24 protein-coding genes are annotated in these 25132 nt (G+C 37.6%); 18 read left to right on the top strand and 6 right to left on the bottom strand.

Annotation, left to right across the window (positions count from 1 at the left end; all coding sequences use genetic code 11):
• The first annotated feature begins 151 nt into the window (after positions 1 to 151).
• The 9 genes from ACQQ2I_RS18665 to ACQQ2I_RS18625 all read left to right on the top strand — a co-directional run bounded on the left by ACQQ2I_RS18665 (position 152) and on the right by ACQQ2I_RS18625 (position 7046).
• Positions 152 to 532 (top strand): ArsR/SmtB family transcription factor, encoded by a 381-nt coding sequence (locus tag ACQQ2I_RS18665; RefSeq protein ID WP_431028243.1) that lies wholly within the window; start codon positions 152 to 154, stop codon positions 530 to 532.
• Entirely contained in the window at positions 498 to 2627 is a 2130-nt protein-coding gene (locus tag ACQQ2I_RS18660) for a heavy metal translocating P-type ATPase (protein WP_431028242.1), read from the top strand. Before ACQQ2I_RS18665 ends, ACQQ2I_RS18660 begins: the two co-directional genes overlap by 35 nt.
• 130 nt (positions 2628 to 2757) lie before the next feature.
• Positions 2758 to 3054, top strand: coding sequence for a late competence development ComFB family protein (locus tag ACQQ2I_RS18655; RefSeq protein ID WP_431028241.1), 297 nt, complete (start codon positions 2758 to 2760; stop codon positions 3052 to 3054).
• A gap of 84 nt (positions 3055 to 3138) precedes the next feature.
• On the top strand, positions 3139 to 3270 hold the full coding sequence (locus ACQQ2I_RS18650) for a hypothetical protein (RefSeq protein ID WP_431028240.1): 132 nt from the start codon (positions 3139 to 3141) through the stop codon (positions 3268 to 3270).
• Positions 3271 to 3400: 130 nt separating this feature from the next.
• Entirely contained in the window at positions 3401 to 3820 is a 420-nt protein-coding gene (gene mntR, locus ACQQ2I_RS18645) for a transcriptional regulator MntR (protein ID WP_391374134.1), read from the top strand.
• A 16-nt stretch (positions 3821 to 3836) separates the two neighbouring features.
• A complete protein-coding gene (locus ACQQ2I_RS18640; protein WP_431028238.1) occupies positions 3837 to 4691 on the top strand; it encodes a CvfB family protein in 855 nt (284 codons plus the stop codon).
• A gap of 115 nt (positions 4692 to 4806) precedes the next feature.
• Positions 4807 to 5736 carry a DUF1002 domain-containing protein gene (locus tag ACQQ2I_RS18635; RefSeq protein ID WP_431030554.1) on the top strand — a complete coding sequence of 310 codons (930 nt, stop codon included), beginning with the start codon at positions 4807 to 4809 and terminating at the stop codon, positions 5734 to 5736.
• Between the two features lie 82 nt (positions 5737 to 5818).
• Entirely contained in the window at positions 5819 to 6097 is a 279-nt protein-coding gene (locus tag ACQQ2I_RS18630) for a GNAT family N-acetyltransferase (RefSeq protein WP_431028237.1), read from the top strand.
• 538 nt (positions 6098 to 6635) lie between these two features.
• Complete coding sequence (locus ACQQ2I_RS18625) at positions 6636 to 7046, top strand: 3-oxoacyl-ACP reductase (protein ID WP_431028236.1); 411 nt, start codon at positions 6636 to 6638, stop codon at positions 7044 to 7046.
• 210 nt (positions 7047 to 7256) lie between these two features.
• On the opposite strand, the gene ACQQ2I_RS18620 is transcribed toward ACQQ2I_RS18625, so the two are convergent.
• Both ACQQ2I_RS18620 and ACQQ2I_RS18615 read right to left on the bottom strand, forming a co-directional pair.
• Positions 7257 to 8777, bottom strand: a complete 1521-nt coding sequence (locus ACQQ2I_RS18620; RefSeq protein WP_431028235.1) for a succinate CoA transferase — start codon at positions 8775 to 8777, stop codon at positions 7257 to 7259.
• Between the two features lie 314 nt (positions 8778 to 9091).
• Entirely contained in the window at positions 9092 to 9742 is a 651-nt protein-coding gene (locus tag ACQQ2I_RS18615; protein WP_431028234.1) for a LytTR family DNA-binding domain-containing protein, read from the bottom strand.
• Between the two features lie 633 nt (positions 9743 to 10375).
• On the opposite strand from ACQQ2I_RS18615, the gene ACQQ2I_RS18610 reads away from it, so the two are divergent.
• The 4 genes from ACQQ2I_RS18610 (at position 10376) to ACQQ2I_RS18595 (ending at position 13504) form a co-directional block, all read left to right on the top strand.
• Positions 10376 to 11170: a helix-turn-helix transcriptional regulator gene (locus ACQQ2I_RS18610; protein WP_431028233.1), complete on the top strand. Its 795-nt coding sequence runs from the start codon at positions 10376 to 10378 to the stop codon at positions 11168 to 11170.
• A 290-nt stretch (positions 11171 to 11460) separates the two neighbouring features.
• The gene (yidC, locus tag ACQQ2I_RS18605) at positions 11461 to 12216 is read left to right on the top strand and encodes a membrane protein insertase YidC (RefSeq protein WP_431030553.1); all 756 of its coding nucleotides are present in this window, start codon (positions 11461 to 11463) and stop codon (positions 12214 to 12216) included.
• A 12-nt stretch (positions 12217 to 12228) separates the two neighbouring features.
• Positions 12229 to 12477 carry a hypothetical protein gene (locus ACQQ2I_RS18600; protein WP_391374157.1) on the top strand — a complete coding sequence of 83 codons (249 nt, stop codon included), beginning with the start codon at positions 12229 to 12231 and terminating at the stop codon, positions 12475 to 12477.
• A gap of 223 nt (positions 12478 to 12700) precedes the next feature.
• Positions 12701 to 13504 carry a M15 family metallopeptidase gene (locus ACQQ2I_RS18595; RefSeq protein ID WP_431028232.1) on the top strand — a complete coding sequence of 268 codons (804 nt, stop codon included), beginning with the start codon at positions 12701 to 12703 and terminating at the stop codon, positions 13502 to 13504.
• Between the two features lie 35 nt (positions 13505 to 13539).
• On the opposite strand, the gene cls is transcribed toward ACQQ2I_RS18595, so the two are convergent.
• On the bottom strand, positions 13540 to 14997 hold the full coding sequence (gene cls / locus ACQQ2I_RS18590) for a cardiolipin synthase (protein WP_431030552.1): 1458 nt from the start codon (positions 14995 to 14997) through the stop codon (positions 13540 to 13542).
• A 128-nt stretch (positions 14998 to 15125) separates the two neighbouring features.
• On the bottom strand, positions 15126 to 15923 hold the full coding sequence (locus ACQQ2I_RS18585; protein ID WP_431028231.1) for a YwqG family protein: 798 nt from the start codon (positions 15921 to 15923) through the stop codon (positions 15126 to 15128).
• Between the two features lie 1158 nt (positions 15924 to 17081).
• Between ACQQ2I_RS18585 and ACQQ2I_RS18580 the strand changes: the two genes are divergently transcribed.
• Entirely contained in the window at positions 17082 to 17222 is a 141-nt protein-coding gene (locus ACQQ2I_RS18580) for an Lmo0850 family protein (RefSeq protein WP_431028230.1), read from the top strand.
• 72 nt (positions 17223 to 17294) lie between these two features.
• Here the strand turns inward: ACQQ2I_RS18580 and ACQQ2I_RS18575 are convergent, their stop codons facing one another.
• Complete coding sequence (locus ACQQ2I_RS18575; RefSeq protein ID WP_431028229.1) at positions 17295 to 18476, bottom strand: FtsW/RodA/SpoVE family cell cycle protein; 1182 nt, start codon at positions 18474 to 18476, stop codon at positions 17295 to 17297.
• A 274-nt stretch (positions 18477 to 18750) separates the two neighbouring features.
• On the opposite strand from ACQQ2I_RS18575, the gene ACQQ2I_RS18570 reads away from it, so the two are divergent.
• The 3 genes from ACQQ2I_RS18570 (at position 18751) to ACQQ2I_RS18560 (ending at position 22044) form a co-directional block, all read left to right on the top strand.
• Positions 18751 to 19497: a hypothetical protein gene (locus tag ACQQ2I_RS18570; protein WP_431028228.1), complete on the top strand. Its 747-nt coding sequence runs from the start codon at positions 18751 to 18753 to the stop codon at positions 19495 to 19497.
• A 106-nt stretch (positions 19498 to 19603) separates the two neighbouring features.
• Positions 19604 to 20668, top strand: a complete 1065-nt coding sequence (locus tag ACQQ2I_RS18565; protein WP_431028227.1) for a D-alanine--D-alanine ligase — start codon at positions 19604 to 19606, stop codon at positions 20666 to 20668.
• 5 nt (positions 20669 to 20673) lie between these two features.
• On the top strand, positions 20674 to 22044 hold the full coding sequence (locus tag ACQQ2I_RS18560; protein ID WP_431028226.1) for a UDP-N-acetylmuramoyl-tripeptide--D-alanyl-D-alanine ligase: 1371 nt from the start codon (positions 20674 to 20676) through the stop codon (positions 22042 to 22044).
• 378 nt (positions 22045 to 22422) lie between these two features.
• Here ACQQ2I_RS18560 and ACQQ2I_RS18555 read toward each other — a convergent pair whose 3' ends face one another.
• A complete protein-coding gene (locus ACQQ2I_RS18555) occupies positions 22423 to 23499 on the bottom strand; it encodes an ISL3 family transposase (protein ID WP_431028224.1) in 1077 nt (358 codons plus the stop codon).
• A gap of 811 nt (positions 23500 to 24310) precedes the next feature.
• Here ACQQ2I_RS18555 and ACQQ2I_RS18550 point away from each other — a divergent pair.
• Entirely contained in the window at positions 24311 to 25009 is a 699-nt protein-coding gene (locus tag ACQQ2I_RS18550) for an alpha/beta hydrolase (RefSeq protein ID WP_431028223.1), read from the top strand.
• Positions 25010 to 25132: the final 123 nt, after the last annotated feature.

Here is a 25132-nt window from a genome sequence, read left to right as displayed (position 1 = left end):
GCGGCTTTTCCTCTATTTTTATTGGTTAAATGGTGTATCAATCACTGGTTATATTCATGTTGTTTTTAATATTCAAATAAATATTTGAATGTTTTATAGAAGTTGCATATAATAAGGACAATCAAATGATTATTTGAATGAGGTGAAGAAATTGTCAAAAGAATTATGTGAAGTAACAGAGGTACATGGTGATGTGGTGGGACGTATCAAGCCGCAAATACCGGAACTCTCAAAAGTAGCGCAATTTTTAAAAGCATTATCGGATGAAACGAGATTAAAGATTGCCTATGCATTAACGCTAGAAAACGCGCTTTGTGTATGTGATGTGGCAGAGATTATCGGTTCTTCTGTTGCGACGGCATCACATCATTTGCGCTATTTAAAAGAACATGGTTTAGCCAAGTCGTATCGTGACGGTAAGATGATCTATTATTCATTGGCAGATAATCATGTGTATCAAATTGTAACGATTGCGTATGAGCATTCCATAGAGGGGGATGAAGACGGTGGTGAAGGAGAAACAACAATATAGATTACAAAATTTATCGTGTGCAAGCTGTGCAGCAAAATTCGAAAAGAATGTACGCGGCATTCCTACTGTACAAGATTGCCAGTTGAACTTTGGAGCAGCAAAGTTAACGGTAGTGGGAGAGGTGACCGTTGAACAGCTAGAGGCTGCTGGGGCATTTGACGGCATTAAAGTAACAAAAGCAGATGAACGAAAAAAAGAAGTGCTACCATTTTACAAACGTAAAGAAAATGTATTAGCGAGTATTTCATTATTTTTTGTATTAATTGGTTTAGCATTTAGCTTGTCTTTAGGTGAAGGGAATATCACGTCGAACACGCTTTACTTTATCGCGATTATAGTCGGTGGTATCAATATTTTTAAAATAGGTTTCCGTAATTTGCTACGCTTAGAGTTTGATATGAAAACATTAATGACGATTGCCATTATTGGCGCAGCGATTATTGGTGAGTGGCAAGAAGCAGCCATCGTTGTGTTTCTGTTCGCGGTGAGTGAAGCACTTGAAGCCTATTCGATGAATAAAGCGCGTCAATCAATTGAAACATTGATGGAAATTGCACCCGCTGTTGCGCGCATTAAACGGGCACATGGTAGCCATTATCATGAGGTGGAAATGCCAACAGATGAGATTGTTGTCGGCGATGTAATGATTGTCAAGCCGGGTCAAAAAATTGCGATGGATGGCGTTGTTATTAGCGGTTCCTCAACGGTGAATCAAGCCGCGATTACGGGGGAATCTATCCCAGTGCAAAAAGAAGAAGGCGCAGATGTCTTTGCGGGTACTTTAAATGAAGAAGGCGCATTAGAAGTGAAAGTGACGAAGCTTGTAGCAGATACAACTATCGCAAAAATTGTGCACCTTGTCGAAGAAGCGCAAGCTGAAAAGGCACCATCACAAAAGTTTGTCGATAAATTCGCTAAATATTACACGCCATTGATTATGCTCATTGCTTTGCTTGTTGCAGTTGTACCACCACTGTTTACGGGGGAATGGTCATACTGGATTTACCAAGGGCTTGCGGCGCTTGTGGTAGGGTGTCCTTGTGCACTTGTCATTTCAACACCTGTTGCGATTGTAACAGCTATTGGTCATGCGGCGAAGAAAGGTGTGCTAATTAAAGGCGGTGTTTATTTAGAGGAGCTGGCGAAAATTCAAGCCATTGCTTTTGATAAAACAGGCACTTTAACGAAAGGAACGCCAGAAGTGGTCGCAGTTGTGCCGGCATCATCTGTATCGGAAGAAGCATTATTGCGTAAGATCGGTGCGGTTGAAGAAAAATCACAACATCCACTTGCGCGAGCGGTACTAAATAAAGTACATGAAAAACAAATCAGCTGCTCAGAGCCAGTTGAATTTAATTCGGTGACGGGTAAAGGAGCTTATGCAACGGTTGAAGGGGAAAAGATCTATGTAGGCAGCCTCAACTGGATTGAAGAAATGATACCTATTAATACTGATATCAAGGAACAGGCAACACAGTTTGCACGTGAAGGAAAATCGGTTATTGCGGCGGCATCAAATACGCGATTTTTAGGTATTTTGGCGATTGCAGATCAAGTGCGTGCAGAAAGCAAAAATGTGATAAAATCACTGAATAAACAACAAGTGAAAACGGTTATGTTAACAGGAGATGCTGAACTTACAGCCAATGCTATCGCACAGGAGTTAGACCTTGAGGATGTTCGTCCATCATTGCTACCAGTAGAGAAGCTAAATGCCATGAAACAATTGCAACAACAATATGGTTCTGTTGCAATGATTGGTGATGGGGTAAACGATGCACCTGCACTCGCAACCGCCTCAATTGGCATTGCGATGGGCGGTGCCGGAACAGATGCAGCACTCGAAACAGCAGATATTGTATTAATGGGTGATGATTTAGAAAAATTACCGTATATGATGCGATTAAGTAAGAAAACACTAGCTATTATTAAACAAAATATTGTGTTTGCTTTAGGGCTAAAAGCGATTGCTCTATTACTCGTGATTCCTGGATGGCTTACATTATGGATTGCGATCTTTGCGGATATGGGGGCAACATTACTCGTTATTTTAAATTCCTTACGGTTAATGAAAGTATCAAATTTTAATCAATAATATCAAAAAAAAGATATTTCCTTGTAAATTTTCATCTAAATAAATACGACTAGTTGAGTTCTTGATTTGATAGTTATATGATGGAATGAACACACGTTTATTCAGAAGAAAAATGAGGCGAAGGAAATATATGGAACAACTAATGCTAGTAAATGTTACGGAGGAAATTGTTCAAGGTTTAGTAAAATTTTTACTATATGGGAATGAATATCAAACGTTTTGTCATTGTGAACAATGTATACTTGATATAACCGCCATTGCATTGAATGCATTAGCACCAAGATATGTAACGTCTTCACAATGGCGTGATACAGTGTTTCGTGAAATGAACACACCTGAACATCTAGAGGAAATTAATAAACAAATAATCCGTGCGATTCATGTCATAGGAAGCAATCCACATCATAGAAGTGAGCCGAATAAATAGCTTCGGCTCATTGTCATTTTCAGCTAACTTTTTATCCCACATTAACGGGCATTAATATTCTCGGCTCAAGAATGGAGGGAATGGATGAGTGTAGGTGGGAGGTCAATATGCATCCGCCCGATTAGTGAGGGGCAACAGGACGTTGGTCACGCAGGTATTGTCACACGATATGGTGAGCCTGCGTTCCTCTCTCAATTAGTGGGGGTGTCTGAATAAAAGTGTCACATCCGTGTGACAACGCCTGTCTTAGCGCATCCTATAGGTTAAAATGCCACTGATTGAAGTTTCACTTTATGTGACATTGTAGTAAACTTAAATTAGCACTTGGAAAGAGAGGGGACAAGATATGCCAACACCTAGTATGGAGGACCACATCGAACAAATTTATTTATTAATTGAAAATAAAGGGTACGCTCGTGTGTCCGACATTGCGGAAGCATTATCTGTTCTACCTTCCTCAGTTACGAAAATGGTCCAAAAATTGGATAAGGACGGATATTTAGTATACGAAAAGTATCGAGGCTTAACATTAACGCCTAAAGGGGTAAAATTAGGGAAAAGACTTGTGCAACGTCATGAGTTATTGGAACAATTTTTACGCCTTATTGGGGTTGATGAAGAACGTATATATGAGGATGTTGAAGGAATTGAGCATCATTTGAGCTGGAATTCAATCGATCGTATTGCGGATTTAGTACAGTTGATGGAAGAACAGCCTGAATTTATGCGGAAACTTGAACAGATGAAAACACAGCATAATGTGTAATGAAAGGAAAGAACAAATGAACGAATTAAAATCAGGTTACATCGTTTCATTAACAGTTTTAGAAGAACAAGGGTCACGTTATGTGTTAACAAATGGTGATAGCGAGATTCCGCTTAATCAGTCTGAGGTAGCAGAGCCTTTAGTAATCGGTGATCAAGTAGACGTATTTTTATTTGCAGATCGTCGCGGAGAGTTACAAGCAACAGCAGCATTGCCGACTATTCGCCAAGGTGAATATGGCTGGGCACGCGTATTAAAAGTAACACGTGAAGGTGCATACACAGATATCGGCACATCACGTGAAGTGCTCGTAAAAGCAGAGGATTTACCAGCATTACAAGAGTTATGGCCACAAGCAGGCGATTATTTGTATATGACATTACGTATTGATCGTAACGGTGATTTATTTGGTCGCTTAATTACAGAAGAAAAAGTGAATGAGCTATACGAAGGTGCGTTTGAAGAGATGCATAATCGAAATATTATGGCTCGCCCTTATCGCTTATTGCCTGTAGGGTCGTTCCTACTTGGTGTAGATGCGCCTTATCGTATTTTCGTTCATAATTCTGAAATGAAAGCAGAGCCACGCTTAGGACAAGAAGTAGCGGTTCGTATTATTGATGTAAAAGAGGATGGCTCATTAAACGGTTCGCTTCTGCCACGTAAGCATGAGCGCTTAAGCGAAGACGCAGAGAAAATTCTTGCGTATTTAGAAGGTGTGGGCGGTAAAATGCCGTTTAGTGATAAATCATCACCAGAAGAAATTCAAGACATGTTTGACATGAGTAAAGGTGCATTTAAACGTGCCCTTGGGACATTAATGAAAGCACGAAAAATTAAACAACAAGATGGTTGGACAGAAATCGTCTAGCAATAAGGCAAAAGGTAGAAAGCGCAGAAAAGCTCTTTTTGAAACCTTTTGCTTTTTTTAGCGTATGTATTATCTGAAAGGGGAGGTTTCTAATATGAAACGCAAATACTTTACGATGTTAATGACATTATTAGTCGCTATAGTAATGATGCTACCAACTCAAGTGTTGGCTGCGACTGGCACAACAAAGGCGATTAATGAAAAATTAGGTGTACCAATTGTTGTGTATGGTGCTAATCTTTCTGAGGCTGAGCGCGAATTGGTGAAGACTGCATTGGGCGTTGAAGAGGAACCAGAATTTGATGAAATTACAGTAGCAGGTGAAGATTTAGTAAAATACATTAAAAATAGTAATGCGAGCTCACGGATGTATTCATCTGCAAAAATTACACGCCAAGAAGAAGGAAAAGGTTTAGTAATTAGTATCGTCACACCGGAAAATATTACACAAGTAACAGCAGAAATGTATGCAAGTGCGATGTTAACAGCGGGTATTCAAGATGCCATCGTTGAAGTCGCTGCGCCAAAAGCAGTAACAGGTCACTCTGCGCTTGTAGGGATTTATAAAGCATATGAAGTAAAAACAGGGGAGACGCTAGATATTGAGCGTACGGATGTAGCGAATGAAGAGCTCTCAGTGGCGACAGAAATTGCGGAGAATTCAGGGATTACAGAAGAACAAGTAGCGAACCTATTAACGGAAATCAAAAAATCAATCGCGGAGCAGGCACCAGCAACAAAAGAAGAAGTACAACGCATTGTGGAAGAACAGTTAACGAAACTAGAAATCAATTTAAGTGAACAAGATCGCCAGTTATTAATCGATTTAATGGACCAAATTCGTAATTTAAATATTGATTTCTCTCAATGGTCTGAGCAGCTATCTGATTTAAGTAAAACGATTGAAGAGAAGTTTGGTGGATTAAGTGATTTAGTACAAGATGAAGGTTTTTGGAACGGTGTTAAAAACTTCTTTACTAATTTAATTGATACAATTGCTGGTTGGTTTGGCTCAAGTAACGATTCAGATACACAAACAGAGTAAAATATACGGTAGTTAGTAGAAGCTTTTGCTAGAGGTCACTATGTTTCTTTTGCTATATTAAAAAGCAGAGGGAGGGATTATAGTGGAATTTAAGTTAAACAAAGCGGGGATGCAACATGCATTTGAATACGAACAGGAAGGGCGCCGTCTAGCAGAAATTACATGGGTGGAAACGAATGGTGCGATGACAATGGATCACACATATGTATCCGATGAATTACGTGGACAAGGTGTAGCCAAAAAATTGTTGGATGAAGCAGCAAACTATGCACGTGAAAACAATTTGAAAATGAAAGCAGTATGTTCGTATGTTGTTGCGGCATTTGAAAAAAGTACGGATTATAATGATGTGAAATTATAGAAAAATGAAGCGGGTGTCTAGAAATTTTTTATTTTCTAGACACCTACTTTTTTAGAAAAAGATTATTAGGAATTATAGTAATTAGTGTTTTTATAATGAATTTAGGGTACAAGATTTTTTAAAAGTAGAGTATTGAAGCTAAAAGTTCGTTCGCTTTCTGTCATTTACTGTGCATTAAAAAACGATTAAATAAATAAAAAATGTTAAAACACTAGCAACACCGGCAAAGCTCATTATCTCTTTCCAATCATATGCAATATCTTTAGTTTCAAACATATTCTCGCCCCTTTGTGTAATGTAAATATATTCATTTATAACCAATAATATTAATATTTAGTTAAAATTTTTAGATTATTTAGATAATAGAAAGTATAATCATTTAGATTACACAAATAATAAAGTGTTGCTTTATGAATCATATCGAAATGGCATATTGATAATATGGATTCCATATTGACAGTATTTACATCTCGAAATCATGTTTAAAAATAATGGTTGGCGGGAAAATATTTCATATACCAATTACATGGAGGGATGAATGATGGCAAAGTTAAAAGGCAAGGGAGTTGTCCTTGCTGGTTTAGTGGCAGGTGTAGTGTCATACTTGAGTAAAAAAGAAAACCGTAATAAGACGGTAGGGTATTTAAGTCAATTGAAAAAGGAAATGGATAATTTCCAAAAGGGTACTAGCGGTATGCAAGGGGCAATGAATGCTACAAAAGAATCGGCAGAAAAGAAAGATATAGGTAAAAATAAAGCAGCAACCTTTATGGCGATGACGGAGAATAGCGAGAAGCATCCAGAGAAGGAAACGCTAGAAGACATTGCCTCAACAGCAGCACAAGCAGCGAATACCGTACTCGAGGGGAATCATATGATTGACGAAGGTGCACAAACGACGGTCTTGCATTACAATGAGGAACAACATCAGCAAAATGAATATCGCTAGAAGTTCTGTGTAAATAAATATTTATAAATGATGAAAGGTTGTGCTGTAAGTAACACTTACAGCACAACCTTTTTGGGTGGATACAGCAATAATATGTATGAATTATGCATTTCCGCATTTTATATAACGCTTGTAGTCCCTAATGGAAAAGTTTGAGAGTAAAACATAATAAAAAACTCGGCAAACCTAGGTTTGCCGAGAGAATGAACATTAAGCGTTTGTCGTTTCTTTTTTCATTGTTTTGTTTTTAGCAAGGTTTACGTGCCAAGAAAGAGCTTCCTCTAATAGATGAGGCGTGTGGTGGTTACCAGTTGCTTCAACAGCACGGTTGTAGTAATCCCATAATTGTTCTTTGAATTCTGGATGAGCACAGTTTTCGATGATTACTTTTACGCGCTCTTTTGGTGCAAGACCACGTAAGTCAGCGATACCTTGTTCAGTTACAATTACATCAACATCGTGTTCAGTGTGGTCTACGTGAGAAACCATTGGTACGATTGAAGAAATCGCACCACCTTTTGCGTATGATTTCGTTACGAAGATACCAAGGCGAGCATTACGAGCAAAGTCACCAGAACCACCGATACCGTTCATCATACGAGTACCTGAAACGTGTGTTGAGTTTACGTTACCGTAAATGTCTAACTCAAGAGCAGTGTTGATTGCGATTAAGCCCAAACGACGGATAAGCTCTGGGTGGTTAGAAATTTCTTGTGGACGTAAGCAGATTTTGTCTGCATATTGGTCTAAGTTACTGAATACTTTATCTTGTAGTTCTTTTGTAAGCGTAATTGAAGCAGCACCAGCGAATTTAACTTTACCAGCATCGATTAAGTTGAATACCGCATCTTGTAGTACTTCAGAGTATACGATTAACTCTTCGAATTCTGAATCAGCGAAGCCGTCAAGTACAGCGTTTGCTACAGAACCTACACCAGATTGTAATGGTGCTAATGTGTTCGTTAAACGACCAGCTTTGATTTCACCGCGGAAGAAATCTAATAAAAGGTTTGCCATCGTTTGTGTTTCCTCATCTGGAGGAACGATCATTGAAGGTGCGTCTGGCTCTTCTGACACAACGATTGCTTGGATTTTAGCTGGATCTACTTTGATTCCTTTTTCACCAATACGTTGATCTGCGCTAGTCATTGGGATTGGTTCACGTTTACCTTGTTCTGCTGGAATGTAGATATCGTGAATACCGATCATTGACTCTGGGTGAGAAATGTTTAACTCAATGATGATATTTTCAGCGTATTGAGCGAAGATTGGTGAGTTACCAACAGAAGTTGTTGGGATGATGTAACCATCTTCAGTGATTGCGCATGCTTCGATAATAGCATGTTTGATTGGGCCAATAATCCCTTGACGTACTAATTCTGCATTATGTGAAAGGTGAGCATCTACATAAGTAACGTCACCAGTGTTGATTAAGTTACGGATACCTGCATCTGCTTGGAACGGACCGCGTTTGCGGATAACGCCAGCTTCTGCTAAATATTTATCTACTTCAGGTCCTAAAGATGCACCTGTGTAAACATCAATTTGGAATTTTTCATTTTTAGCGCGCTCTACTAATGCCATTGGTACTACTTTTGCATCACCAGCACGAGTAAATCCTGACATACCTACTACACTACCGTCTTCGATTAGTGCAGCTGCTTCTTGTGCAGATACTACTTTATCTGTTAATTGTTTTAAACCTAAACGCTTTTCAACTCGTGGATCCATTTTAAAATCCTCCCCTAAATAAGTTTAATGATGGTTTAAATGAATAGTTAGAAAATTGTGTGAGAATTTTCTGTTTATTTAATCAGGTTGAATTCACAACCGCTTGAAATAATATTATCACCAAATTGTCACAATTTCTTCATGTTGCGCATGAAAGTGCTTAAAAAACGAATGAAAGAGAGAAAAAGAGTATTTTCGACCGAAAATAGGTTTTTTGACATGAGTCGATGAGGTGGGTTTTTAGCAAAAAAATACACAAAGAATTGTGCTTTTAGGCCCAAAGTCTTTGTGTATGCGTAGTAAAATGTGGTAAATTAGAAACCGAGTGAACGACGGAAATAACTTGCGTAACGTTGAGAAACAGGAATGCGTGTACCGTCCTTCATAATCAATAAAAATGTTGAGTGAGAATCTGGTTGGATTTCTTCGATATAATCAATATTTACGATATATGAACGGTGGCAACGAATAAATGAATCTGGAGCTAAGAACAATTCTAAATCACTTAAATTTAAACGGTGGTAGCCTTCACGACTCATTGTTTTAACAAATGTTTTACGAAGTTGTGTCTCTAAATAAATTACTTGATTATGTTTAATTGGGTACCAGCAGTCATCGATTTTAACTGTAATGTAGTTTGTTAAAAACGGTGATGGCTTTTGTGGGAAAATAGCAGTAATAGCACCTTTTGTTTCGCCTTCTTCAACTAATGGTATACTCATACCAAAATAAGGAACACCAAATACATCTGGCTCGATGTATGTACTAATTTTTTGGCCATACGTTAATGCTTTGTGGGCAGCTGATCCTTCTTTAATTGGATCACCTGGTTTGATTTTTAAGTCTACTTTTTTGCTTGGCTGATAGTATAAATATTCATTTACATCAGAAATTGCAATAGACGTATTTTCAGGGAAAAATTCTTTAATAACGTCCATAATTTCTTCAATTTGTCTTGGATCCACGTTATAAACACCTCTTTTAAGCAATTTTACATAATTATTTTATATTTTACTACATTTTTGTAGAAATTAAATAGAGAAGATTTAGGAATAATGAACGGAAATTTATTCATTTTTAAAATTTATAAAGAAAAAAATATATAAATGACAAAGTAAGAAAGTAAATTTCGGATTGCTTCCTTATTATTAACTGGTATGCTTAATATTATATCATGTCTTTACAGATAATTAGTAGTAAGATTACGTCTTCTTTTAGCGATGGGATTTTTGTACTATTCATTATACCAAATTTAAGTTGAAAAAAAATCGCAAAATATGGTAATATTCACTGTAGTTAGTAAATAAAGTGCGTATTGAGAATTTATCGTTATATTAAGTATTTAACATCTAATAAAGAAATATATAGAAGATGTTTCTTTTTTAGACGTAAGAAACTTTATGTTATAAACATATGGACCGGAAGGCGGCGACTACAGCGGGAAGCGTACGCCTATAATTAAATGTGCAGTTAAGTACATATTTTGGTGAAAGGTCTAAAAAATATTTATTTTCTACTATACATTTTTAGTTTTAATAAGTTATATTTTGTAAAAAAAATATACCTTTAGAACTTAGAAGGAAAGATGGAGGTAATCTATGCAATTACATCAACATTCAATATCTGAAACAATTTCCAAAAGATACTTCCAAGAAATCGATAATATCAATCAATATCAAGGGATTGAGGAGTTCTTTACTATTGAATCAAAGTTGTTGTTTGAGATTTATCATTTAGAAGCAGCAAAAGCGAAGAAATCTTTACATGAAATTATCGATATTTTATCGATTCGTTTTGGAAAACAGGTAATTAAAGTTGTACGCCATTATTTTATCATTTTGTCATCTATTGTTGCGCGTAAGCTTCTAGATAATCAAGTTCCTATGAAAAAAGCTTTTGCGTTTAATTTAGCTTGTGCTGATATGATTGAAAATCAGATGAAAGATGCAGAGTTTTTGCAATTTGCAGATGACTTAATCGACTTCTATGTTTATTTTATTGCTGACCGCAGACAGCCAACATTCCGTCACCAAACGGTAAACAAAGTGATTATGTATATTAATGATGAATTAGAAAATGATTTAACAGTAGAAAGTATTGCGGCAAATTTCCATATTAGTACAAGCCATTTATCACGTATTTTCCGTGAGCATGTCGGGATTACATTAGTTGAGTATTTAAATGTACGTCGTGTAGAAGAATCACAGTATTATTTGCGTCATACGAATAAAAGTATTACTTCGATTTCAGAGCAGTTCCATTTCTGTAATCAAAGTTACTTTACTCGTATTTTCAAGAAATATACAGGTGTTACACCGAAACATTTCCGTGATGAATTGCATCATGAATTTTATCGCTTTGAAATTGGCGAACCAGAATACGAAAAAGTATAAGCAAGAGGTCCTGTTACATGGAGCAGGGCCTTTTAATTTGTCTATAAGAAACGTTCATAAGTTTGCGTAGGCAACCTTGATATGTAAATTTCCCAAAAGAATAGCATGTAAAAATGATGTGTAAGCGTCCTTTGTATGATGTGCTTGAACGAGTAGTTTGATTCAGTTCTCAGGTTGAATCAACTTGTGTGATGTTGGTACAAGCTAAATTTTTTTTTTTCGTGTATATTGGCGCCTAAAGCTACATTCCTGTATACTTCAACTGTAATCAAAAGAAGAAGGTGACAATGATGAAGCATTTAAAGCTAAGTGGTCTACTCCTAACGGTATTGTTTATGTTAACGGGATGTCAATCTGTCGAAAATGAAGAAGGCTTTTTTTATAGTATTTTTGTAAGGCCGATGGATGCATTGCTTGATTTTTTAGGTAACACTGTATTTAACGGCAGCTACGGATTAGCGATTATCGCTATTACGGTTGCCATTCGTTTAGTCTTAATGCCTTTCATGTTGAAAAATTATCGTAAGCAAGCTCATATGAAGGTAAAAATGGATGTTGTGAAACCTTTAATGGAAGATGTCCAAGCACGTATGAAGGCTGCAAAAACAAAAGAGGAGCAACTTGCTATTCAGCAAGAAATGATTGCCTTATATCGAGAGCATAATATTAACCCGTTAAATATGGGATGTTTACCGATTGTCATTCAAATGCCGATTATTATGGGGTTATATTTTGCGATTCTTTATTCCGCAGATGTAAAGACGCATGAATTTTTATGGTTTAATTTAGGATCTCCAGATATTTTAATGACAGTAATTGCTGGAGTGATTTATCTTGTGCAAGCACAAGTATCATTATGGACAGTTCCAGAGGCGCAAAAGCAGCAGATGAAATGGATGATTTATATTTCACCGATTATGATTGTTGTTATTTCATTTACATCGATGGCTGCATTACCACTGTATTGGTCCGTTGGTGGCTTTATCTTAATTGTACAAACATATTTAGGACGTAAGTTTTTCTCGGACATTCCAGAGAATAAATAAGGGGCTTCAACTATGAATGAAAAAAGCGTTTCGCTTATCTTAGTAGCAATTTCAAGTTTGCTTGCTTTATATTTTGGGGTTACTGGTAACTTTCAAGTAGCTGTTCTGTTTTTAACTATCATGTTTACGTTAACAAATTTCTTTCGCTATCGAAGCTTTAAGCAACAAGGATTAGAAAAGGAATCAAAGTGGATGCGTAGCATGGCAATGTTCTTTGCAATCGCAACACTAATTGTTTTATATATCATTATTACGGGATAAACATAGGGGGTGTCTAGAAATTAAAAACTTTCAGAACACCCCCTTCACTCCTTCATAATGATCCATTTAGAAATATTGCTCCTGCGGTGGTCGCATCAACATGCCGCCATCCTCGTTGGAAAGGTGCCGTCTCGAAATGTCTTTTCAGACGGCCCTTTTTCTAAAAGTCACTAGAATAAAAAAATGATAGAATAAGTGTATTGTTGAAGAAAGTAGGCGTACTATGAGGAAGTCAAGAATAGATCGACATAAAAATAATAAGCCGATAATGGTTGTTAGTAGTATCGTAATATTTTTGGTCGTTATCGTGGTCGGTATATATGCTTATAAAGACACACTGTTTCCGTCTAAAGCAGGAGAACAGAGTGTTGACACACCACCTGCTGTAGCGCAGCCAAATGAAATGGAAGAGAATGAGGAACAGCCGACTACACAGCAGGAGGAACCACCAGAAGTAATTGAAGTAGATGCAGGTGGGTATCGTATTGAAGCAACGGAAGTAATCGAGCCGACATATGTGGATGGGGTTTTACTTGCTAATAAAAAGCATCCATTACCAAAAGATTTTAATCCGGGTGAAAGCCCTGAAGCCCGCGCTGCTTTTGAACAAATGGCGATGGCTGCAAAAGAGGTAGGTCTTGAGCTGGTTGCATTTAGTGGATTTCGTTCCTATGATTATCAAACAACACTGTATACAAATTACGTAAACCGTGATGGGAAAGAGGCGGCGGATCGCTACAGTGCACGCCCAGGATACTCAGAACACCAAACAGGTTTAGCATTTGATATTGGTGAAAATAGCCGTCAAGATTTATGGTTAACAGCCGAATTTGGTGAGACACCTGCTGGAAAATGGTTAGTAGACAATGCACATAAATATGGGTTTATCCTACGTTTTCCAGAGGGGAAAGAAGATGTAACGGGCTTTATGTATGAATCATGGCATTTTCGTTATTTAGGCGTCGAAGCAGCGACGAAAGTAAAAAAGTCAGGTTTAACACTAGAAGAATATTTAGGTGTAGAATAGTAAATGGCGAATCCGATTTTTGGATTCGCCATTTTTTATAAAATCGGTGATAATAACCTGGAAATGGATTCTTTAAATTTTACACGAAGTGGTCGATTTTCGTAAGTTTCCATTGTAAGCTCCGTACAATCCAAAATATCTTTTTCAAAAATTTCTGCTAAGTTATGAGAAATAGCATGATTATAAATGAATGCATTGATTTCAAAATTTAAACTAAAACTGCGAACATCAATATTGGCTGTGCCGACTGTTGATATGGCATCATCGACAACAATCATTTTGGCATGAATAAAGCCTTTATCGTAATGGTAAATTTTCGCCCCGGTATTTAGTAACTGCCCAGCATACGAGTAAGTCGCCCAATACACAAATGGATGATCGGGTTTGTTTGGAATCATAATGCGAACATCAATACCTGAAAGTGACGCAATTTTTAAGGCATCTAAAAAGGCGTCATCTGGGATAAAATAAGGTGATTGGATATAGATATATTTCTTGGCGCTCATAATCATTTTAATATAGCTATTTTTAATTGTAGCGTATTCTGTATCAGGTCCACTTGAAACGATTTGTATCGCAATATCGCCCTTTTTCGGGATAGCAGGAAAATAACGCTCGGAATAGTTAATGCAATAATGCACAGTTGCTTGATTCCAGTCGAGTAGAAAGCGTGTCTGTAATGGGTGTACAGAACTTCCTTCGACCCGCATATGTGTATCACGCCAATAGCCAAATCGCGACTTCAAGCCTAAATATTCATCGCCAACATTAAATCCGCCAATATAGCCGATCCTTCCATCGATTACAACGATTTTACGGTGGTTACGAAAGTTTAAACGCGGGTTGATTAGTGGGAAAATAGATGGGAAAAATATTTCAACCTCTCCGCCGACTTCCGTTAATTCTTTGAAGTGACGTTTTTTGATACCGCGAGAACCCATTTCATCATATAAAATACGAACTTTTACCCCTTGTTTCGCCTTTTTAATTAAGGCATTTAAGATACGCTGTCCTAAATTATCAAGCTTAAAAATATAATATTGTATATGGATATGATCTTTTGCCTCTAAAATATCTTGAAGCAATGCCTCGAATTTATCACTCCCGTCATCGAATAACTGTATCGCATTGTCTTGTGTTAGAACCGCGTTGTTTGTAATTAAATTCATGTAGATGAGCTCTTTAAAATCATTTATATGCTCTTCACGGAATTCCAGTTTCTCTTCTTTTAATGCCTCGATTTGATAACTAATGAGTTTTTCGATGCCGATATCTTTTCGACCTTCCCACCGGAATAAATGTTTTTTTCGTAGTTGTCGCCCAAGAAGTAGATACAAAATGAATCCGAATAATGGAATAAAAAACAAAACGAGAATCCATGCCCAAGTGGAAGAAGCATCTTTTCTCTCTAAAAAAATAATCGTCATAGCAAATAAAATATTGAGCATGGCAACCAATAGAGCGAGGATGCTAGTTTCGAATGAAAAAGTCATTTGATTACCTTCTTTCATATTCTCTCATCTTCTTATAGTAACGTATTTTTTCGGCTAAATGTATGTATTTCCACTATAAAAAATAAAACCTCTCAGCGATGCGAGCATGCTACGCCAAAAGGTTTGAATTAGTAGTCTTCCATATACAATAAAACGTCTGAAAAGTCACGTTTTTCTAATTGATCATGATTAATGAAAAACTTTAGCACACCTGAATCTCCCCACATAATCCCCATTTCATCGTCTGAAACAATTTGAAGAAGGAGTGTATCGTATTTTCTGAGTGATACCGTAGTAGCACGGATGTCCTCATCAATAAAATAAGGGTAGCCACCCATTTTATGGTCTGCACTTGAAAAATAATGAAAGTAAATATCGCTAAAACGTTGCTGTTCTGTTTGTGTAAATTGTTCAACAAGATTTGGGGGAATATACTCGTTTAAACGATAGTCTGTTGCAGAAACCGGTTCAATTTCTCTTGAAAAAGAGAGCGATAACTCTTTTTTAAAAGGAAATTGATGCATTGAGACTCCCTGTAAATAAGTAAAGTCCTCTATCATTTCATGTGTTACTGTGATAGGGAAGTAACGTATCTTAAAATAATTTTGCGGTAAAATATTTCCCGTTTTAAGCGTTTGTTCGTAGCTCCATGACGATATAAAAAATTGCAATACACCTTTTGTCGGAAATGGTGAAGGGAAAGAATCCTCTGAAAAATTAATTTGTGCAAGGAGCAGCATATATTCTCCTGTTGCATCTCTTGGATGAGTGGCCCCTTTTGGTAAATAAGGCATTCCACCGAGCTTGCTATTCATTAGATTAGTTGTTTTTGTATTAGGCATGCATCGCATATATTCCATAGCAGATTGTTCTAGCATTAACCGAAAGCGTTGCAATTGCTTTGGTATTAAAATTGACTTTGCCATCATAAAGACTCCTTCAACTAATATGTGTGTCAAAACCTCACATAAGCTCTCAGCGGTATATTTTAACGATTACCCCTTATAAGTCTGATAAAACGTAGCTATATAATAGGGATATAAAAAAGAATGTTGATTTTAAATAGTTAAAATGTTGCATCTTTCATTGTGAGACAATGCTTTTAACAAAAATTATATGCTTTTATAAAATATTTTATACATATAGCCAAATAGCATTAAATCGAGCTAAATCGCATCATTATAGTATGTAACTTATAATGAGTAAACCTTGAAGCATATATTACCATTTAAGTAACCGTTGCTTTCCACTGCGGCACTCGCTTTCCACGGGCGAGATCAAGCCTCCTCGTCGCTCATACTTCGGTGCTCCTGTCGCTGCGCTTTCGTCGCAAATAAATTTCCTGCGGGGTCTTGGGGTCAACATGATGTTGGTCACGAAGGCGTTGTCACACGATGTGACGGTTTTAGCCTTCGTTCTTTTATCGCTTTTCCCGTAGGAAGCTTTGCACCTGCCGCTTCACTTCCGGTGCAGAAAAACATTGCTCTGTAGCGAAAGGCGCATGCCGTCAGCTACACTCTCGTACCTCCGCTACACGCAACTATGGTTCAATACATAATTAGTTGCTAAAAATAAAGAAAGATTCTCATTCATTACGGTAGAGGGTGGGGCAATTATACTTGCAAATAGAAAGAAATTAATTTCTTTTAGAAAAGAGAACTGTTTTTTTAGCATATCGAGAAGTATTCACTTTTTGCCGTAGCGCGTCATAGCCACAGGAGCCGGAACAGGAGATCCAAACAGGCCACGCCTGTTTTAGCTCCTGTGTAGGCTGTGGCAAAGCGCGGAGGCTACGATTACGCTTTCATTTAATATCTTTTACTATTTAACTGGTATTTTTTAGGGTATATTTTTACTCATTACAGTATACAAATAAAATGTTTAATCTTGCTTAAAATAGGAAATGATAATTATGTGTTCGATTTACTTGACTTTTAGAACTTGTAACATAATTGAAAAACTTTTTTGCATACAATAATGATATGATAAGTTCAGTCATAAAAGTCAGACATCTAATATTTAATATGAAACTTTTTTACAAGCAAGGACGTTAAAGTATATAAGGAAAGATTGAGGTGGGACAGATGACGAAGGAAATCGATTTGAAAGAAGTCGTAAAAAACTTATCTACATTAGGCGTGAAAGCAACTGTTACGAAATCGCGTCTAGAACTTTTAAAAGTTTTAACACCACCAACGCAAACTCCACAAACACAAAATGCGTAAAATAAAGCTGCCTTCATTTCAATGGAGGCAGCTTGTTTTTTGGTTGGGGAGTGTGTATATGAACATTCTTTTTTAATCTTCATCATCGTGTGCGGAGAACATATACGTACGATAATGGAATCGCATACTAAATACTAGACCGATTGCGAGTGCATTCCCCATGAGTGAACTACCACCGTAACTAATAAATGGTAGTGGAATCCCTGTAATTGGGAGTAATTGAATCGTCATGCCGATATTTTCGAATACATGGAACGTGATCATCGCAATAATCCCTGCACATACATACGTACTAAATGGGTCTTTTAGTAAAAGTGTTGTCCGCGTTAAATGATAAATTAATAAGAAATATAAGCAAATGACGACACTTGCGCCGACAAATCCCCATTCTTCTCCGATAACGGTAAAGATAAAATCGGTATGACCTTCCGCAACATAAACTTCACGACCGAATAAGCCTTTACCGAAAATTTCACCAGATCCAATCGCATTCAGTGAGGTAATAAGGTGATAGCCTTCATTTGCCGAGTAAGAGTAAGGGTCAAGCCAAGAGTAAATACGCGCAAATTGATACGCTTTAAAGCCGAATGCTTCTTCGAGGAAGTCTTGCATATAAAGCGCCATCCATAATAAAGAGCCCCCAACTGCTACTGCACCACCGAAAATGGGTAAAATGATTTTCCACGATACCCCTCCTACAATAACTAGGGCGGCTGTGATTGCTAAAAATACAAGAGATGAACCAAGGTCAGGTTGTGTCATAATAAAGCCGAGTGGTACGAGTAATGTTACAGCGATTTTTCCAAGTAAAATAAAGTCTGATTTAATCGTTTTGACTTGGTATTGTTCATGATGTTTACTAATTAAATAAGCGGATGCTAAAATATAGAAGGTTTTCATGAATTCTGACGGCTGGATATTGCCCACCGGGGTTGAGAACCAACTTTTTGCGCCGTTTACACGTACCGCAAAAGTACCTTCTGGAATAACAAAGAGCGCAATTAATAAGAATACACCAAAACCGTACAATACCCATGCCATTTTTTTGTATTGGTCGGGCTCAAAATACATAACGAATGCGACAATGATCGCACCAATGACATACCAGCGAATTTGCAACGGTACGAAGTTAATGCCATATTGCCCAGAAGTTTGCGCAGAGCCAATCGCGAGCAAGCTGACAGCAAGAAACATCATTAGTATAAAAAAGAGCGTCCAATCGAAACGTTTCGTGAAATGTCTATTATTATCCATGAATGCCACCTTATTTAAAATCATTGGCAGATAAGAGGGTATCATTTTCTAATCTGCATAAGAAAAGACATCAACTCGTGTGATGTGGGTGTGAGTTGTGTTTTTCGAAGAGTGAATGTAATACATACTAACAATTTACTTTAACATATTCTACTGAAAAATACTTGTAACTGATAGAAACAAAAGATATGACGAAGAAAAATATAAATTGTTTCAAAAAACGATAATACATCATATAATATTCATATTATTCGTTTGAAGGAGTGGGCGTGTGATGGCAAAGAAAATGAAAAGTGCGGACGATTTTATTCATCATTTATATATACATATGAATGATGTAGATCAATTCGTCATTTATAGTGGCCTTTCATTGAGGCAATTTTTTTCGTCTATTGAACCGATGAAAAATATATTGCTGCTAAAGCACAATTATGAGGATGGCTCCTTTAACATGCATACACAGTTTGATTATATTGCTACGGAAGATATGACGCCCTTTCTGAAACGATTACCGGATATAAAGGGGGATTTTTGTTGGATTGATTTTTCGAGTGAGAAAAACGTCAATCAATTATCGCCAGTAGAGCAAGCAGAGCTCTTATATTTTGGTCATAAACGTGAACCGCTCGCATCACCGTTTTTTAGCAAGTTACAAAATCGATATGCGTATTATGCATCTCCGAATGATAAAATGACAAAAGTATACTTTCGATTCTTAGGTGATAGTGAATTATTAACAGCGAATTTATTTAATAAAATGATTCATGAAAAAGAGGGAACAGGTGGCTTTTGGCGTCGTAAATCAAAGCAAGCAATTCCAACAATCGATCCGATTGTTTTGCGTGCATGCAGACACTTCGTGAAAGAAGGTGCATTGCTTTCATTATTTAAAATGGAAAAGTCATCGCAATACGGTATTGAAATTCGTACATTATCCGATTACAATTTCCCAGATGAAGTATGGGTTGACTTAAATGAAATTTTAAAGCAAAACTACGATGAACTAATAAAAATTAGCTAAGGTTGTCTCGACATTGCTTCGTGGCAACCTTTTTTCAAGTAAGGAATTTAGTTTATAGCGAGTTTTACTTCATGATAAACTAAGGATACTTAAGGAGGTCAACGGTATGAAAAAGAAAATCGGTTTATTATATGGGGGTAAGTCTGCGGAGCATGAAGTATCGCTTTCAACTGCGAAGGCAGTGACACAAGCTTTGGATTTTGGGCAGTATGAAGTACATCCGATTTTTATTACATTGGATGGTGAATGGCTTACAGGACCTCAGTTAACAGCTCCCGTTGAAACGATTGAACAATTACAATTTACATCTAATAATGCCCCAAACAATATTACGAAATTTATCGAGGCGCATAATAAATATCAATTCGATGTGATTTTCCCATTGCTACATGGTACAAATGGTGAAGATGGTACCGTACAAGGGTTACTAGAAGTAATAAATGTACCGTATGTTGGAAATGGGGTTTTAGCATCTTCAGCAGGTATGGATAAAGTAGTCATGAAACAATTATTTGAAATTGCTGGTCTGACGCAAACGCCGTACGTATACTTTATCCGAAACGAGTGGGAAAAAGACAGCGATGTGATTTTGGTGAAATGTGAAAGCTTACAGTTCCCGCTATTTGTAAAACCCGCTAACTTAGGGTCAAGTGTGGGCATTAGCAAAGCGACAAATCGCACAGAGTTAGTGACCGCTATTGAGTTTGCACTACAATACGATCGTAAAATTATTGTAGAGCAAGGGGTTGTTGGTCGTGAAATCGAAATGGGTGTATTAGGGAACGACGAGCCGCAAACATCTGTAGTAGGTGAAATTAAACCAATGACAGATTTCTATGACTATGATTCGAAATACAAAGATGGGAATACAGCATTAATTATTCCTGCAGAAGTATCAGAAGCAGTTGTAAAGAAAATGAATGAAATGGCTTGCGCGGCGTTTAAGATTTTAGATGCATCAGGCTTAGTCCGTGCAGACTTTTTCGTGACAGCTAATGATGAGGTATTCATTAATGAAGTAAATACAATGCCTGGTTTCACGCCGTTTAGTATGTATCCACTACTATGGCAAAATACCGGTGTGAGTTACCCGGCATTAATTGATCAGTTAATCGGGCTAGCGTTAGAACGTCATGCGGAAAAACAAAAGCTTCAGTATAATAAGGATTGAGAACGATGAGAAAAACATTAGCACAAATTGCAACATGGTTAAAAATTCATGAGCAAGACTATAGTGATACAGTTGTAACAGGTATTTCCATTGATACGCGTACCATTCAGCCGGGCGATCTTTTCGTACCGTTCCGCGGTGAATTAGTAAATGGACATAAATTTGTTGAGCAAGCATTTGAAAGAGGTGCTGCTGCTTCGTTATGGCTACATGATGAGCCAAATCCCCCAGTAGGTAAACCGCTTATTTTTGTTGAGGATGCGGAGGTAGCGCTTCAACAAATGGCGATTGCTTATCGGAGTGAGCATAAGGCGACCTTTATCGGCATTACGGGCTCAAACGGTAAAACATCTTCGAAAGATATTTTGGCAGGCGCGTTATCCCCTTACTTTAAAGTGCAAAAAACAATTGGAAATTTCAACAATCAGCTCGGTTTACCGATTACGATTTTACAGTTGGATGAAGATACAGATGTTTCCGTCCTTGAAATGGGGATGAGTGGTTTCGGTGAAATCGAGTTTCTGACACGCATTGCACGTCCGCACTTAGCGATTATTACGAATATTGGCGAGGCGCATATGCAAGATTTAGGGTCTCGAGCGGGGATTGCGCAGGCGAAATATGAAATTACAAAAGGCTTACTAGAGGAAGGGGTACTCTTCTTTGATGGGGATGAGCCGCTTTTACGTAAGTTAGTAGCAGAAGACCCTGACACGGAAACGATGTCATTTGGTTTTGGCGAAGACAATACACTCATTGCATCGAATATTGAAACGGTGGAAACCGGTAGTCGCTTTCATGTGAAAGGGTTAATGGAAGGAACATTTGAAATTTCCGTACTTGGGGAGCATCAAGTGAAAAATGCATTAAGTGCGATGCTTGTAAGTAAAGCACTTGGGTTAACGGATGAACAAATTCGTCTGTCGTTAAAACAAGTTACATTAACCGATATGCGTATGCAGCTTGTGCGGGTAGAGAATGGTCCGTTATTTATTAACGATGCGTATAATGCAGCGCCCACATCGATGCGTGCAGCGATTCAGTTTGTGAAATCAACCAACATGCGTCCTGAAAAATGGCTTGTGCTGGGTGATATGTTGGAGCTTGGGAATGATGAACGTGCTTTCCATGAGCAAATGGCACAGGAAGTAGATGGCTCGATTGCGCGGATTTGCTTATACGGACCACGTATGAAATGGCTGTATGATCAGTTGATAGCAAATTTCGGTCCGGAACGATTAGTCTATACGGAATCGGACTATGAGCCGATTATTGAAGAAATTAAACAACACGCAGGAGAGCAGTCTTTGATTTTATTGAAAGGCTCTCGCGGGATGCAATTAGAGCGTATTTTAAAAGGCGTTGTGTCAGCATAAAGCTGGCGCAACGCTTTTTTATAAGAAATTTTGGCTGTTTGCCCGTGTTTAACTATATTTCTTTTTGCACTCCTAACACAACGGTTTACTTCAAAATCAGCCTGCATTTTGCTAATAAATCGTTCCGTTTGTTTGCTTTTTGGCTAAAAAATTCCTGTTTTCATTCGGAAAAGGAGGTGCTACTAATAGCTAATGTGATAAAAAAGCGGGAAATTTATTAAACAAGTAGCTAGTGTGAAGGGCGAAAAAAGTACTTTTATTTAGATGAAAATCGAAAATAATCAAGCTTTTTCGAAACTTGCATCGTCATCTCAAATAGTTAATACATTCCTTTATTACATATTAATGGCTCTTCACCATAAGTCGGGGATGACAAAATCAATGCCCTGTTTCCAATCGTAATCGAAGGAAAAGGTGAGCATCATTTTGATAACCAAATCCACGTCTTTTGATGAGTTTGATTTTATTATTTGTGCCTTCCATGATGCCATTCGAGAAGGGTAAATAAATGGTATTAATCATCGCTTCTTCTCGTGCGAGTACTGTTTTGGCAATTTTCGCAACGACACTACACGTGTGAAATTGGTATCGTTTTAACCAATCCTTTAATCTCTTTTTCGCTTGTGTCATGGTCGTCGCTTTTAACACATAGCGGATGTGATTAAGCGCCTGATAAATGTGCTTTGTGTGGTTATCTTCAAGATGCCATTCCTGCACAAAATCACGTTCTTCTGCCGTTAATTGTTCGGGCTTTCGAGCTAAACAACGGTCAATAAAACGCGACTTATGATGCTTTTTCGCTTCACCCAAATAGCGTCGTCTTCGTTGTTGGGCATCCGTGAAAAACTGAATCAAATGAAAACGATCCAACACATGAATGGCAGCTGGATAGACGGCTTGAATAGCGCCTGCCATGGCAGGCGCAAAATCACTAATGACTGTTCGAATTTGACCTGTCACTTTCTTTAAAACGGCTTCAATCGCTGCTTGATCTCGGTGCGGAACAATGGCTAAAATCCGCCCTGTTTCAGCGTTTAAAACACTGGTCGCATAGTTGTGTCCTTTGCGTAAAGCGAACTCATCCACACAAATATGTTTGGCCGTTTCTTCGACTAATTGATCCGGTGCATACGTGTAAAACCAGCGTTCAACCGTTGTATACGGCAGCCCGTATTCACGTGCTACATCAGCGATGGAACGACCATGACAACGGTTCGTAATTTCACGACGAAATGACGCTGTAGAAGAACGGACAAGTCCTAATCCATAGTCAAACGAAAAGGTAAAACCACAACTTTTACAGCGCTGGCGTGGTAAACATAATTCAATCCAAAGCACACCAATATGCCAAGCATAACCGTGACGAAAGCGATGCAGCGTACGGTCATGACAAGCGGTAGCTCCTGCACAAATGGGGCAAGCAATCTTTTGGCGTGTAGCTGTGACAGGAAACACATTAGGCTCCTCATCAGATGGTAGAGCGATTTCAAAAAAGATGGTAACGGTAGAATCCATTTGATAAACTTGGAGTACAAAGCGAAAACTCCTCTCGTGGTTTGTCTCGACAACAATTACGATACGTGAGTTTTCGCTTTTATTCTATCTTTTAATGTAAAATTTTTGAATTAATACAAATTCAACCCCTAGTTACGGTGTTGAACCATATTAATGTATAAAATACAGTAAATAACAATCTGTTTTGGTAAGAATAAATAATTTTTTTAATAGAAAAAATGATTCATTCATTGTAAAAACGGTCAAAGCTTCATTGGGGGATTTTGATATACGACTTAATTGAGGATAAGTGTCATTTAGGTAAATAGACATGATTTGGCACTTATTTTAAATTAAGTTGTATCTCGATTTCGCTAGGTGACACGATCCAGGCATCAAAATAATCGATTTCAATTGGTAGAGGTAAAATATTTGTTCTTGCTTTCAAGTAAACCAAATAGCCACAGAGGAAAAATAGCAGTATGTGTTTAATTTTTAGTATAGCCAACCATGTTAAACGGAGGCGTTTTCTTTTTTTGAAATTTAGAATTGCAATGCCTCTCTTTCCGTAGCAACATAGGTAAGAGCGATGAAGGCAATACTTAAAATAGTAAGTACATTTATTTTCAGTGTAACGGCTTGTTTTTTATAAAAAATCCTTTCTGGCAAGTTTTTTTGAATAGTATATCAAGAGAGGTTTTCACTATAGCGTTTTTGGTAAGTACCAAATTAAATAGCGTAATGATTGAAATCGAAGTAATGGAGGGAGCATATGACAGTAGGTGTCCTTTTTTTGCATGGTTTTTCCGGTGGACCTTATGAAATACAACCTTTTGCAGATTACATAAAAGAACACACAACATGGATCATTGAAACCCCGACTTTTTTAGGCCATGGTGATGCAGATGCGCTTGCGATGGAAGGGTATAAAGCAGAGCATTGGTTAATGGATGCAGAGATTGCGTATCGTAAACTTGCTAAGCAGGTCGATGAAATTATTATTGTGGGCTTTTCAATGGGTGGTGTAATTGCCATGTATTTAGCGAAGCGTTACCTTGTAAAAAAGCTTGTGCTACTTAGTGCAGCTGCGAAATATGTGAGCCCGAGTCAGTTAGTGAAGGATATTCGTACAATGGCAGATGATGCATTTCATAGAAAGCTTAGAGAAAATGAATTGTTTCTACGTTATCAACATAAATTCCAAAATGTTCCATTGTCAGCAACCGTTCAATTTATGAAAATTGTGAGGAAAACGGAGCCGTATATCGGGCATATTACATGTCCTGTATTTATCGTACAAGGAGCGCTGGATGGGATTGTGCCAAGTATAACAGCCCAGATGTTATATGATAAAATTCCGACAAAGCGAAAAGCGTTGTATATTTCGGAATGTGGGAAGCATCATATATGCTATAGCAATGATTGTGATGAATGGTTCAGTAAAGCGCTAAAGTTTTTATTAGGGCTATAAAAATCAGATTATTATGACTCGAGCTTTATCGTTGCATCAAGTACTTGTGCATGTTAGACTATGGAGAGCAATGGATACATTTTGTGCGAAGACTCTTCATATACGCTTGAAGAGTGCTTTTTT

The organism is Lysinibacillus sp. LZ02 (assembly GCF_050613145.1).
GTDB lineage: Bacteria > Bacillota > Bacilli > Bacillales_A > Planococcaceae > Lysinibacillus_B.
The sequence above is the reverse complement of the archived record's forward strand: the minus strand, read 5'-3'. Positions and strand labels throughout refer to the sequence as shown.